Origin of the sequence: Lysinibacillus sp. KCTC 33748 (assembly GCF_002237755.1) — a bacterium.
Taxonomy (GTDB): domain Bacteria; phylum Bacillota; class Bacilli; order Bacillales_A; family Planococcaceae; genus Lysinibacillus.
Map to the genome: position 1 here is coordinate 1 of NZ_MWSJ01000041.1, position 12,929 is coordinate 12,929.

At 38.4% G+C, this 12,929-nt stretch carries 12 protein-coding genes; 9 read left to right on the forward strand and 3 right to left on the reverse strand.

The window, feature by feature from the left end; genetic code table 11:
• Positions 1-314: 314 nt before the first annotated feature.
• The 5 genes from B1B04_RS24775 to nikC all read left to right on the forward strand — a co-directional run bounded on the left by B1B04_RS24775 (position 315) and on the right by nikC (position 6,220).
• Entirely contained in the window at positions 315-1,328 is a 1,014-nt protein-coding gene (locus tag B1B04_RS24775; protein ID WP_079564303.1) for an ABC transporter ATP-binding protein, read from the forward strand.
• Positions 1,303-2,286, forward strand: coding sequence for an ABC transporter ATP-binding protein (locus tag B1B04_RS24780; protein WP_079564305.1), 984 nt, complete (start codon positions 1,303-1,305; stop codon positions 2,284-2,286). The genes B1B04_RS24775 and B1B04_RS24780 overlap by 26 nt, the downstream gene beginning before the upstream one ends.
• Positions 2,287-2,488: 202 nt before the next feature.
• Entirely contained in the window at positions 2,489-4,108 is a 1,620-nt protein-coding gene (locus B1B04_RS24785) for an ABC transporter substrate-binding protein (protein WP_079564307.1), read from the forward strand.
• Between the two features lie 198 nt (positions 4,109-4,306).
• Positions 4,307-5,311, forward strand: coding sequence for an ABC transporter permease (locus tag B1B04_RS24790; RefSeq protein ID WP_079564309.1), 1,005 nt, complete (start codon positions 4,307-4,309; stop codon positions 5,309-5,311).
• A 15-nt stretch (positions 5,312-5,326) separates the two neighbouring features.
• Positions 5,327-6,220, forward strand: a complete 894-nt coding sequence (nikC, locus tag B1B04_RS24795) for a nickel transporter permease (RefSeq protein WP_079564312.1) — start codon at positions 5,327-5,329, stop codon at positions 6,218-6,220.
• Between the two features lie 54 nt (positions 6,221-6,274).
• On the opposite strand, the gene B1B04_RS24800 is transcribed toward nikC, so the two are convergent.
• Both B1B04_RS24800 and B1B04_RS24805 read right to left on the reverse strand, forming a co-directional pair.
• The gene (locus B1B04_RS24800) at positions 6,275-7,363 is read right to left on the reverse strand and encodes an FUSC family protein (RefSeq protein WP_079564315.1); all 1,089 of its coding nucleotides are present in this window, start codon (positions 7,361-7,363) and stop codon (positions 6,275-6,277) included.
• A 285-nt stretch (positions 7,364-7,648) separates the two neighbouring features.
• Complete coding sequence (locus B1B04_RS24805) at positions 7,649-8,935, reverse strand: glutamate-1-semialdehyde 2,1-aminomutase (protein ID WP_079564317.1); 1,287 nt, start codon at positions 8,933-8,935, stop codon at positions 7,649-7,651.
• A 131-nt stretch (positions 8,936-9,066) separates the two neighbouring features.
• On the opposite strand from B1B04_RS24805, the gene bcp reads away from it, so the two are divergent.
• From bcp to perR, 3 genes are all read left to right on the forward strand, one after another.
• Entirely contained in the window at positions 9,067-9,543 is a 477-nt protein-coding gene (gene bcp / locus B1B04_RS24810; RefSeq protein ID WP_079564320.1) for a thioredoxin-dependent thiol peroxidase, read from the forward strand.
• Entirely contained in the window at positions 9,540-10,484 is a 945-nt protein-coding gene (locus B1B04_RS24815) for a D-2-hydroxyacid dehydrogenase (RefSeq protein WP_079564322.1), read from the forward strand. The genes bcp and B1B04_RS24815 overlap by 4 nt, the downstream gene beginning before the upstream one ends.
• Positions 10,485-10,645: 161 nt before the next feature.
• Positions 10,646-11,089 (forward strand): peroxide-responsive transcriptional repressor PerR, encoded by a 444-nt coding sequence (perR, locus tag B1B04_RS24820; RefSeq protein WP_139377005.1) that lies wholly within the window; start codon positions 10,646-10,648, stop codon positions 11,087-11,089.
• 25 nt (positions 11,090-11,114) lie between these two features.
• On the opposite strand, the gene B1B04_RS24825 is transcribed toward perR, so the two are convergent.
• Positions 11,115-11,465 (reverse strand): YgzB family protein, encoded by a 351-nt coding sequence (locus B1B04_RS24825; RefSeq protein ID WP_079564327.1) that lies wholly within the window; start codon positions 11,463-11,465, stop codon positions 11,115-11,117.
• 209 nt (positions 11,466-11,674) lie between these two features.
• Here B1B04_RS24825 and B1B04_RS24830 point away from each other — a divergent pair, with 209 nt between their 5' ends.
• Positions 11,675-12,568 (forward strand): nucleotidyltransferase-like protein, encoded by an 894-nt coding sequence (locus B1B04_RS24830; protein ID WP_079564329.1) that lies wholly within the window; start codon positions 11,675-11,677, stop codon positions 12,566-12,568.
• Positions 12,569-12,929: the final 361 nt, after the last annotated feature.

Here is a 12,929-nt window from a genome sequence, read left to right on the forward strand (position 1 = left end):
GGCAAAATTAAAAATGAGTCCGGTTCAATACCGAACTCATTTTACTCAAGCTGCCTAATGAAATAACCGTGTCTAACTTTTAGGGGTCACTTCAAAGTATAAATGGAAGGCTATTTTTTTGTCTTATTTATAAATTAGTATCAATTAATAAGACATTATTAATATGAAACTCGAACGATGTAGAAAATCTATGTTTATTGCAGAACAATTATGATTGAAAGAGCGATGTTTTTTGGTTAGAATTATCTGAAAATAGGGAATTGAGTGATAGTTAGAGTGATTAAGTAAAAATATAGGACGATGGGAGATTGATCATGAGAAAAAAGCTGCTAGAAATAAAAGGCTTAAAGACAACCTTTTTTACAGATGATGGACAAATTCCTGCCGTAGATGATATTGATTTTTCTGTTCATGAGGGAGAAATATTAGGGATAGTAGGGGAATCAGGAAGTGGAAAAAGTGTTACATCCCTGTCCATTATGGGCTTAATACCGTCACCACCTGGAAAAATAACAGGAGGGGAAATAAGGTTAGATGGCAAAAACCTCGTAACATTATCTGATAAACAAATGCAGAAAGTTCGTGGGAAAGATGTGGCGATGATTTTCCAAGAACCTATGACATCCTTGAATCCTTTGTTTACAATTGGGGATCAGCTAAAAGAAGCGATTTTAATCCATAATCCAAAATGGTCGAAAAAAGAAGCCTTCGCAAGGGCAGTTGAAATTATGAAGCTTGTAGGTTTACCTCGTGCTGAGGAATTATTAAAAGATTATCCACATCAGCTATCTGGGGGAATGCGACAACGGGTCATGATTGCGATGGCGCTTGTCTGTGATCCGAAGGTGCTGATTGCTGATGAGCCGACTACCGCGCTAGATGTTACGATTCAAGCTCAAATCTTGCAGCTGATGAAAGATTTAAATAAACGTTTAAATACAGCTGTTTTATTAATTACGCATGATTTAGGCGTTGTGGCAGAAACATGCGAGCGAGTGATTGTGATGTATGCAGGTCAGATCGTAGAGGAGGCGCCTATTCAGGAGATATTCGTTAATCCAAAGCACCCTTATACACAAGGACTTATTAAGTCTGTACCAGATATGCGTTATAAGAAGGACAACCTTTACTCTATACCAGGCAGTGTACCAAAACCCGGAAGTATTCAGGTAGGCTGCCGTTTTGCAGCACGTTGCGAATTTGCGATGGAACGCTGTGTACAAGAAACGCCACCTTTATATGAAGCAGGAGAGCAGCATAAATCAAGATGCTTTTTACTAGAGAAACAGGAGGTGGAGCAACATGTCGAAAACTTTATTGAAAGTTGATGGTTTGAAAAAGTACTTCCCCATTCGGAAGGGGGTCCTTAATAAACAAGTTGGGGACGTAAAGGCAGTAGATGATGTTTCCTTTGAAGTTTTTGAAGGAGAAACATTAGGTATTGTAGGTGAGTCCGGGTGCGGTAAATCAACGACTGGTCGACTTTTAATGCGATTGCTTGAGCCAACTGAGGGCAAAATTGAATTTGCAGGAAAGGTAATTTCTGAATTATCCAATAATGAGATGCGCAAAGCCCGTAGAGATATTCAAATGATTTTCCAAGATCCTTATGCTTCTCTTAATCCTAGACATAATATTGGGAAGATATTGGAGGAGCCCCTTATTGTTCATGGGATGGGCAATGCAAAAGAACGGAAGAAGAAAGTGTTAGAGCTTCTCGAAATTGTTGGGTTAAATGAATATCATGTGAAACGGTATCCACACCAATTTAGTGGTGGTCAAAGACAGCGTATCGGCATTGCCCGTGCGCTGATGACGAATCCGCGCTTGATTATTGCGGACGAGCCTGTCTCAGCTCTCGATGTATCTATACAGGCTCAAGTATTGAATTTATTGCAAAACCTACAAAAGGATTTAAAGCTAACTTATATTTTTATCTCCCATGATTTAGGGGTTGTACGCCATATTAGTAATCGTGTAGGTGTGATGTATTTAGGGAAATTAGTGGAGTTGACAGCAAGTGAAGATTTATATGCTGAGCCACTTCACCCGTATACACAGGCGTTGCTATCCTCGGTACCTGTTCCAGATCCTATGTTTGAACGTGAACAGCTTGTTATTTCTGGAGATATTCCGAGTGCTTCGAATCCACCAAGTGGGTGCACTTTTCATACGAGATGTCCATTTAAAAAAGAAGAGTGTTCTCAAGTAGTTCCGAAAATGCAAGAGGTGAAACCGGGTCATTTTGTTGCTTGTCATCTTTATCCAGCATTAACGGGGCAGTAATTTATCTAAAGCTTAGCGATAGGTACAAGACTCCTTCCTAAAAATTCAATGAAAGTAAAGAAGCTAGGTGGGAGAGTAACCTGCCCGTAAATGCCCGATTGGTGAAAACTAATACAGTGGGGATGAAAAAACACTTATTAAACTTTCACTTTACGATGCAATCCAACATTCAATGATATAAAAAAACTTAGGGGGAAATTGAATGAAGAAAAAAAAGCTTTGGACTTTGGGTGTAATGCTTATCCTTGTTCTCTCGACAATCTTAGCTGCTTGTGGCGGTTCAGATTCTAAGGATACGGGTAGTAAAGATACATCAAGTGGTGGTGACTCAACTAGCAGTAGTGGACCAAAAACATTAGTATATGGTCGTGGTGGCGATTCTACTGCTCTCGATCCAGCGACAGTAACAGAAGGTGAATCGTTTAAAGTTACCGTAAATATCTATGAGACTCTAATTAACTTTGGAGAGAACGATGTAACGTTGCACCCAGGGCTAGCAAAATCTTGGGAATCTTCAGAAGATGGGTTAACGTATACTATGCAACTTGAAGAAGGGGTTAAGTTCCATGACGGTACTGACTTTAATGCTGAAGCAGTCGTGAAAAATTTTGAGCGCTGGAAAGCTGGTGGTGCTGATAAATTCCCATACTACGCTTCTCAATTCACGGTAAATGAAAAGTCAGTAATTGAGTCGATCACTGCTGATGGGGATTATAAAGTTATATTTAAACTAGCTCAGCCACAAGCACCATTCTTGAAAAACTTAGCGATGTCACCATTTGCTATTGCCTCACCAACAGCATTTGAAAAGAATGATGAGGCACTTAAAGATCATCCAGTAGGTACAGGTCCATTTAAATTTGTAGAGTGGAAACGAAATGATTCTATCACTATTGAGAAAAACCCTGATTACCGTATTGCAGATTTGCCGAAATTAGATAAAGTTATTTTCCGTTCTATTCCAGATAACTCCGCACGATTCAATGCATTAACTAACGCTGAGGTTGATGTAGTTGATGGCTTAAGTCCATCTGATAAAGCTTCAATCGAATCAAATGCAGATTTACAATTAATCGAACGTCCTTCTATGAATGTTGGTTATCTTGGATTAACAGTAACTCGTCCACCGTTCGATAATGTAAAGGTTCGTCAAGCAGTAAATCATGCAATCGATAAGCAAGCATTAGTAGATGCATTTTATGAAGGCTTAGGCGAGACAGCAAAAAATCCGATGCCTTCAATAATTGCAGGCTACAACGATGAGGTTGAAGGCTATGACTATGATCCAGAAAAAGCAAAAGCATTATTAGCTGAAGCTGGCTATGATGGTAAAGAAATCGAGCTATGGGCAATGCCTGTACCACGTCCGTACATGCCTGACGGTCAAAAAATTGCAGAAGCCATTCAGAAGAATTTAGCAGATGTTGGTATGAAATCTAAGATTGTAACGTTTGAATGGGCTACGTATTTAGAAAAGGCGGAAAATGGAGAGGCAGATGCGTTCTTACTTGGTTGGACAGGTGATAACGGGGATGCAGATAACTTCCTTTACACTTTATTAGACGGAGATAATATCCATTCTAACAACTATACATTCTATGACAACAAAGAAGTGCACGAATTATTTGTTGCAGCACAAACTGAAATGGATGAGGACGAGCGTAATGACCTTTACAAGCAAGCACAAGTGATTATCTCTAAAGATGCACCATGGGTTCCGCTTGCTCACTCTACGCCAATTTTAGCTGCTAATACTAAAGTTACAAACTATGTTGCACATCCGACAGGTTCTGACCGTTTAGATACAGTAGATGTGAAGTAGGTTTAAACGGCTATCCCAACAGGTTTTAATTTAAGAAGAGAAGAAATTTTAAAGAATCTGCTTGCTTTCTGCGGGTAAGCCGTAGAAATCTAGCGGATTCTTTTGTTGGTGAAAGCTGACCCTTTCTACAGTATGTGTAAAGACCTCAATGCTTTTAGTGCAAAAGTATATTATGAAAATAACAGAGGGGTGAAAAAAATGGTTCACTATATGGGGAAACGATTATCCCAACTAATCCCAGTTTTGCTTGGAATGACTTTCATCGTCTTCATGTTAATTCGTGCAATTCCTGGTAATCCAGCACAAGTAATTTTAGGGCAGCAGGCAACGAAAGAAGCGGTCGAAGCGTTAAACGCAAGTTTAGGATTAAATAAGCCGTGGTATACACAATATTTTAGTTATTTAGGTGGCATTTTTCAGGGGGATTTAGGAGTATCATTACGTACTAAATTACCCGTATCAGAGGAAATTTTCCCGTATTTAGCGGCAACAGCTGAGCTAGCGCTGTTTGCCATGATTATTGCAGTGATTATTGGCGTAAATGCAGGCATTATTTCTGCATGGTTCCAAAATTCTTGGTTCGATTATGTGGCAATGGTAGTTGCTTTAGTCGGGGTGTCTGTACCGGTTTTCTGGCTCGGTTTAATGGAACAATGGGCTTTCAGTAATCAGCTTGGCTGGTTCCCGACATCCGGGCGAGAAGATGTGCGAGACCCAATAACCGCCATTACTCATTTTTATTTACTAGATACGCTCATCCAAGGCCGCTTTGATCAATTTACCGAGGTAGTAAAACGATTAGTATTACCGGGCATGGCTCTTGCGACAATTCCAATGGCGATTATTGCAAGAATGACTAGGTCTTCTATGCTTGAAGTAATGCGTTCTGACTATGTACGCACCGCTAGAGCAAAAGGGCAAAAAATGTTTATTGTTGTTTATAAGCATGCATTGAAAAATGCAGTTATCCCAGTGTTAACTGTCATAGGGTTGCAAACAGGATTGCTACTAGGTGGTGCTATTTTAACAGAGACAATTTTCAGCTGGCCTGGAATTGGTCGTTATATATATGATGCCATTGGCTTCCGAGACTACCCTGTTATTCAATCAGGTATTTTAGTAATTGCTTTTATTTTTATCGTGATTAACTTAATTGTGGATTTACTGTATACAGTGATTGATCCGCGGATTAAATACAAATAGAGGGGAGAAGCACTAATGACTGGAGCCATGGATGTAAAAACAGAAGTAGCACCAAGACGTGAACGAGCGGCAGGTCCTTGGAGAGAAGGCTGGCGTAGCTTTAAAAAGAGTAAAATCTCCCTGGTAGGTGCAGGTATTGTACTATTTTTTATTTTTCTTGCTATATTTGGTCCACAGATTGCTCCTGAAGGAATGAATGAACAAAACCTTTCGATGCGTTTATTAGCACCATCAAGTGAGCATTGGTTTGGAACGGATGACTTCGGACGGGATATTTTCTCTAGAGTTATTCATGGAGCTCAAATTTCTTTGAAAGTAGGCTTTTTATCGGTTATTCTTTCTGTTATTGTAGGTAGTTTCCTTGGCATTATTGCGGGGTATTATGGAAGATGGGTTGATACGATAATCTCGCGAATTTTCGATATTTTGTTAGCATTTCCTAGTATTTTACTAGCGATTGCGGTAGTAGCAGTACTTGGACCATCATTACAAAATGCACTGATTGCCATTGCCATTATTAACGTACCGAATTTTGGGCGCTTAATTCGTTCGAAAGTATTGAGTGTTAAAGAAGAGGAGTATATCGTAGCAGCAAAGGCGATTGGAATGCGTGACTCGCGAATTTTGTTTTCGCATATTTTGCCAAACTCGATGACACCAATCATCGTACAAGGAACACTAGCGATAGCGACAGCGATTATTGAAGCGGCAGCACTAGGCTTCCTTGGATTAGGAGCTCAAGCACCCGCACCAGAATGGGGGAAAATGCTGGCGGATGCCCGCGTATATTTATTAAAGGCTCCGTGGACGATGATTTTCCCAGGCTTAGCTATTATGTTAACGGTTCTCGGGTTTAATCTAATGGGTGACGGCCTACGTGATGCGCTTGATCCGAAAATGAAAAGCTAATAAAAAAGGGCGAAGAGATGGACATCATGCCAACTCTTCGCTCTCTTTAAATTGTTAAACAAATTCCTCTTCAAATTCCACATTGATTTCATGGCCGTGATGAGTTTGATACGACACAATGAGCGTATCCAAATGCTCTAGGTTTTCTTCGTAATCTAAAATACGCGATAAAATATAAAGCAAGTGATAGCTCGAAAATTCTGTATCGCCTTCCTCATGCGCATAACTGATCTGCTTGATGAATATTTCCATTAACTCGTTACGCTGAACATAATCGATGTTTTTACTCCACTCCGAATGTTCGGGCTTTAACTTCCCTGTGTATTTTAACAGTAGCTGTTCATGGTAAGTTAGCAGAAAATCAAGCCGCTCTTGAATCATTAAATGAAATTGTGTCGGAAGCTGGGCTAATTCGTTTTCATGATTATGAAGACGATGAAGAAGCTCTAAACTTTTCTTTGACGTTGTGATCATTTGACGATACACAACTAATTTACGTGCTTTTACAAATTTTTTATTTTTAAAGTAATTACGCTCTTCCTTATAAAAATCATATAGTGTATCAACGCGTTGCATACGCGACTTAAATTTGCTTAATGCTTCTTTAGTAGAAGTATGCTCAGATGCTTGACGAACAGCAAGTCGCGTCCATCGAATAATATCATCCTGTAAAAAGTAAATCTTACGGAATAGCTTTACTTCATACTTTGGCGGTAGGAAGAACAGGTTGACAACAAATGCTGCTAACACCCCAACTAATATGGTAAGAAAGCGAATAAGACCAAATGTAAGAAAGTCATCTCCTTGAATCTCCATAATAGCTACAACAGTAACAAGTGCTAGAGACAACGATTTTTCAAGTTTAAATTTCAACATAATACCGATAGCAACTATGACTGCAATGCCGATTGCTACTACATGGTGACTAAAAAGTAAGCCAAAAATGACCGCGATGGTAGCTCCTATAATATTGGCTTGTATTTGCTCCACAATTGTTTGATAGGAGCGATAAATAGATGGCTGAATCGCAAAGATTGCTGCAATTCCTGCAAAAACAGGTGAAGGAAGCTCTAGCAACTCAGCAATAAATAGTGCAAACACGATGGCAACACCAGTTTTAAATACACGGGCACCTAATTTCATAGAAAATGGATGTCCTTTCTGTCTAAAATTTTTAACTTCAAGTCTCCCGATGCAGACTTAGTTACTATTCAGCAGGTGTTCAAACATCCGCTGAAATAGAGGGACTCAGGCTGCATAAATAATGCTTCTTTACATTATAGAAGGAAGTGCTCATAAAATACATAGATTTGTATGTCATTTAAAGAAAAAGACGACTCGCATGGGAGTCGTCTTTAAAAGTTAGATAATCTAGATGCTATTATAAATTGCGTTTCTCACTAGGCGTTTAGCCTTTAAAATTACAAATTACAATTGTGAAAATGCAAGATCTACTGCTTTGATTGTTTCAAGAATATCAGCTTCTGTATGCTCTGTTGTTAAGAACCATGCTTCATATTTTGATGGTGCTAAATTAATGCCTTGTTCAAGCATTAATTTAAAGAAGCGTCCAAAGATTTCACCATTTGAGTTTTCAGCCTGCTCATAGTTTTCTACTTTCACATCTGTAAAGTAAATAGTAAGAGCACCTTTAAGGCGATTAACAGTAATTGTTACATCGTGTTTTTTTGCTGCAGCTAGGATACCTTCCTCTAAAATAGCTCCAAGACGATCCATTTCATCATAAATACCTGGAGTTTGTAATACTTCTAGGCAGGCAATACCAGCTTGCATAGAGGCGGGGTTTCCTGCCATTGTACCCGCTTGATAGGCTGGTCCAAGTGGAGCAACTGTATCCATAATTTCTTTGCGGCCGCCGTATGCACCGATTGGTAAACCACCACCGATTACTTTGCCTAGCGCTGTTAGGTCAGGTGTTAAACCTAACAAGTTTTGGGCACCGCCGTAGTGGAAGCGGAAAGCAGTAATAACTTCATCGTAAATAGTTAATGCACCTTTTTCCTTCGCTGTAGCATGCACTAATTCTAGGAAGCCAGGGTTAGGCTCTACAATACCGAAGTTCCCAACAATAGGCTCTATTAAAATGGCAGCGATTTGATCGCCCCATTTATCCATCGCTTCTGTAAATGCTTCAGGGTTGTTGAATGGTACTGTGATTACTTCTTCGGCTGTTGAAGTTGTAACACCCGCTGAGTCTGGAGTACCTAATGTCGCAGGACCAGAACCAGCAGCCACTAATACTAAGTCAAAGTGACCATGGTAGCATCCAGCAAATTTCATAACTTTTGTACGGCCAGTATAAGCACGTGCTACACGAATTGTTGTCATGACAGCTTCTGTACCAGAGTTATTAAAGCGTACTTTATCCATAGATGGCATTGCTTCTTTAAGCATCTTAGCAAAAGTAACCTCGTATTCAGTTGGAGTCCCAAATAAAGTGCCATTTTCAGCAGCGTGTGTAATAGCCTTTGCGATATGTGGGTGACCGTGACCAGTAACGATTGGACCGTAAGCTGCTAGATAGTCGATATAACGGTTACCATCGACATCCCAAAAATAAGCACCTTTCCCACGAGTCATAGCAACAGGTGAACCTCCACCGACTGCTTTATAAGAACGAGAAGGGCTATTTACACCACCAACGATATGCTGTAGCGCTTCTGCGTGTACTGCTTCAGATTTTGTGTGATTCATATATATTGCCTCCTAAATCTTTATACTTCATCTATTGTAGACCTATCAGTGCAAGAAATCCAAAGAAATTAAGGGATATGATTTGTTTTGCTATTTAGAGTAAAATAAAGCGTACAGAGGAGGAGATTGATATGGCTTTAATAGAAGGTAAAAAAGCACCGGATTTTTCCCTTATGAATGAAAAAGAAGAAGTAGTAAAGTTAGCGGATTTTAAAGGACGAAACGTTATTTTATATTTTTATCCTAAAGATATGACACCAGGCTGTACTACGGAGGCTTGTGACTTCCGTGATAAGCATGAGGATTTTAGTAAATTAAATGCAGTTGTGCTTGGTATTAGCCCTGACGAAGCTAAAAGGCATATTAAATTTATAGATAAACATGGATTACCATTCTCACTATTAGTGGATGAGGATCATGCCGTGGCAGAGGCCTATGGAGTTTGGGTGCTGAAGAAGATGTATGGACGTGAATATATGGGGATTGAACGTTCAACATTTTTAATTGATACCGAAGGAAATTTGATAAAGGCTTGGCGTAAAGTACGTGTGAAAAATCATATTGAAGAAGTATATACATATTTAGCAGGATGGGAGGCGAAGCAATGAGAATTTATTTTACGTTTGAACCAAGACCAGATTTACGTGAACCACTAATAGCAGAATTTCCACAAGTGGATTTTGTTTTTGAAAATGGTTTATCAAAAAATGAGCTACAAGAAGCAGATGTGCTTGTGACATATGGTGAAGATTTAAATGATGAAAATATTCAGTATGCGACAAAGGTTAAATGGATTTTTGTAGCCTCAGCAGGGATCGAAAAAATGCCAGCTCAAGCCATTATTGACCGAGAAATAGTAGTTTCGAATGTGCGTGGCATTCATAAAACGCCAATGGCAGAGTCAATGCTTGCTCATATTTTAGCGATTAAGCGTGCACTACCATGGGTGTATGAACAGCAGAAGAAAAGCGAGTGGTCAAAAAAAGCGAAACAAACCGAGTTGCGAGATAGCACAGCACTTATTTTGGGACCTGGAGCTATTGGCTCGGAAGTAGGTCGCTTATTGCAAGCTTTTGGTGTTGCAACAATTGGCTGTAACCGTTCAGGGAACGAAGCGGCATATATGAATGAATTGGTGAGTTTTGAGCAATTAGCCGAAGCTTTACCTAAGGCTGATATTGTCATTTCAGTTTTACCTAAAACAGAAGAGACGACACATTTATTGAAAGCAGACCATTTTAAAGCGATGAAAAATGACGCCATTTTTATGAATTTTGGTCGTGGGAATTTAGTAGAAGAGACTGTTTTGATGCATGCCATTCAAACAGGTGAAATTGGTTACGCTGTTTTAGATGTATTTGAACAAGAGCCTTTAGCTGCGGATCATCCAATATGGACTTTGCCGAATGTCATTGTGTCTCCGCATATTTCAAGTCACTCTTCTCGCTATGTTGAACGTAGCTTAGAGATTTTTAAGTCGAATTTAGAGAAGTGGTTACGTGGTGAAACAGATGTAGAAAATAGGCTAGATTTATCAAGAGGTTATTGAAGCGGAGGTCCTAAATCAATTATACCTCGGCATAATTCCGTGACACCCGTTGACTGAAGTTAAAGTGAAATGTGTATGAATGTTGACAGAAGTAAGTTAAATTGGATACACTAATTATAACTATTATCAATTAATAATCTTTATGGAAGAGGTGCATGACGATGTCTGAAATGCATTTACAGGATGCACTTGACACGTTGAAAACAACTGGTGTTCGTATTACTCCTCAGCGTCATGCTATTTTGGAATATTTAATTCAAACAATGGCACATCCAACTGCCGATGAAATTTATAAAGCACTTGAAGGGAAATTCCCGAATATGAGTGTAGCGACTGTCTATAATAACCTTCGCGTATTTCGTGAAGTTGGTCTAGTAAAAGAGCTAACTTTCGGTGATGCTTCAAGCCGCTTTGATTTCGTTACAAACGATCATTATCATATGATTTGTGAATGCTGTGGAAAAATAGTCGACTTCCATTATCCTGGTCTCGACGAAATTGAACATTTTGCATCACAGGTAACAGGCTTTGATGTGCATGCGCATCGTTTAGAAATTTACGGCACTTGTCCATCGTGTAAAGATGTATCTGCAAAAGTACAATAAAAAATTCCTAGCTCTTCTATGAGGGCTAGGAATTTTTTGTCTTATTATAAGATTGATCGAACTCTTTTCCTTCTAGAGTTGGATCCAGAGTTAATGGTTCATTGCAGTACATACACATATCTACACGGCCTAATACTTTTGTATGCTTATGGCAATTAGGGCATTCGACTTGAACAGCTTTTGTTGAGAGCAGTCCAATCCATGCATAAACAACTGTACTACCAATAATACAAAGTACACCAAGGGTCATGAAAATTAAGACTAGAATAGGATAGTTTTTAAAGAAAATTCCCCCATACATAACTACAAAGCCGATAAAAATAAGTGCTAATGCGAATGAACGGATTTTATTAATTTTACTTTTGTAAGGTTTCATTTATCATCTTGCCTCCCAACCTAAAATCTACTATAACATATAAGAACAAAGTATTTTAGCTTTGAAAACGTGGAAAGAAGGATTACTTTTAGAGTATGTCGAAATTTTAACGAAATCAATTTCGCCTTGGCGTAATTGAGCACGGTGTAAATCCGTGACATCCACTGAATGAAGATAAAAGGTTACAAACAAATAGAGGGGGACTGAACATGGAACAAGTTTTGCGTCCAATATATCAAGAACGTGCAAGTCAGTCGAATACACTAGGCGTTATTTTAGTGGAAAAACGAGAGGAACAAAGTAATGTTACAGATACATTTGATACAATCTTACTTATTATCGTAAAAGAAGCAGAACAGCCAGTCTTTACGAAACATTACCTATATGAAGGAAATAAAGTAGCTTTACATACGGTTACCGAGAAAATAATACGAAAATGGTTGCTTATTGGCTCGAATAAAAAAGTGGTCGATTGGATTTTCTTTGGAAGAGTATTATTTGATCGTAATGAATTTCTTCATAAATTAAAAATTGAATTACAGGAGTTTCCGTTTAGTGGTCGTAAAATCAAAACAGGCATTCAATTTTCAAAATTAATTCGTCGCTACTTAGAAGGAAAAGAATACTTTGATAAAGGTAGCTATCTTGATGCTTATAATCATGTAGTAGATTCGTTACATCACTTAGGCCGTTTATCCATTATTGATAGTGGACTTTATCCTGAAGTAACTGTTTGGGCACAGGTGAAAAAAATAGAACCAGCGATTTATAAATTGTACGAGGAGCTCGTTACAAGTACTGAGCCAATAGAGAAACGATTAGAGCTATTGTTTTTAGCGAGTGAGTTTTTAATACATTCACGTACTCGAGACGGCGCCCAACATATTTTAGAAGTCATGCAAACAAAGGATACTTGGACTATTCAGGAATTGCATGATCATGGTGAGCTCATGAATTACTCAGTAGATTTAGAAGTATTTGTAGAATATCTAGTGGACAAAGGTTATATTCAAATTGAACCGATCGTTGCGAAAAGTGAAATGATATTCCACCGTCATTATAAGGTAAATAAAGAAGCTCTAGAAATGGAGCAAGGACTGTAGTATGCTAGTTATCGAGGTATGAAAAATACCTCGATATTTTTTATAAAAAAGTTATTGACTTTTAATTAATTGATATTGTATTATATTAATTGTCGCTAAGACATAATAAAAAACTCAACGAACGGAAAAAACTTTTTAAAAAAGTTGTTGACATGAATTGAGTTAAATGTTAATATAAAGAAGTCGCTGAAAAAACAACGACAACGAAATGAACCTTGAAAACTGAACAAGCAAAACGTAATCAATAAAGTTTTTAGTAACTAACCTTGAGTTAGTGAACGAAACAAAATTTTGGACATCAAACATGATGCCAGCAAAACAATTTGAGCTTATCAAATTTCTTTTTATGGAGAGTTTGATC

Coding starts and splice junctions, on each gene's coding strand:
- B1B04_RS24805 (WP_079564317.1), bottom strand. CDS start 8,935: ATGAATCACACAAAATCTGAAGCAGTACACGCAGAAGCGCTACAGCAT.
- nikC (WP_079564312.1), top strand. CDS start 5,327: ATGACTGGAGCCATGGATGTAAAAACAGAAGTAGCACCAAGACGTGAA.
- B1B04_RS24800 (WP_079564315.1), bottom strand. CDS start 7,363: ATGAAATTAGGTGCCCGTGTATTTAAAACTGGTGTTGCCATCGTGTTT.
- B1B04_RS24830 (WP_079564329.1), top strand. CDS start 11,675: ATGGAACAAGTTTTGCGTCCAATATATCAAGAACGTGCAAGTCAGTCG.
- B1B04_RS24775 (WP_079564303.1), top strand. CDS start 315: ATGAGAAAAAAGCTGCTAGAAATAAAAGGCTTAAAGACAACCTTTTTT.
- B1B04_RS24815 (WP_079564322.1), top strand. CDS start 9,540: ATGAGAATTTATTTTACGTTTGAACCAAGACCAGATTTACGTGAACCA.
- B1B04_RS24825 (WP_079564327.1), bottom strand. CDS start 11,465: ATGAAACCTTACAAAAGTAAAATTAATAAAATCCGTTCATTCGCATTA.
- B1B04_RS24780 (WP_079564305.1), top strand. CDS start 1,303: ATGTCGAAAACTTTATTGAAAGTTGATGGTTTGAAAAAGTACTTCCCC.
- bcp (WP_079564320.1), top strand. CDS start 9,067: ATGGCTTTAATAGAAGGTAAAAAAGCACCGGATTTTTCCCTTATGAAT.
- B1B04_RS24785 (WP_079564307.1), top strand. CDS start 2,489: ATGAAGAAAAAAAAGCTTTGGACTTTGGGTGTAATGCTTATCCTTGTT.
- perR (WP_139377005.1), top strand. CDS start 10,646: ATGTCTGAAATGCATTTACAGGATGCACTTGACACGTTGAAAACAACT.
- B1B04_RS24790 (WP_079564309.1), top strand. CDS start 4,307: ATGGTTCACTATATGGGGAAACGATTATCCCAACTAATCCCAGTTTTG.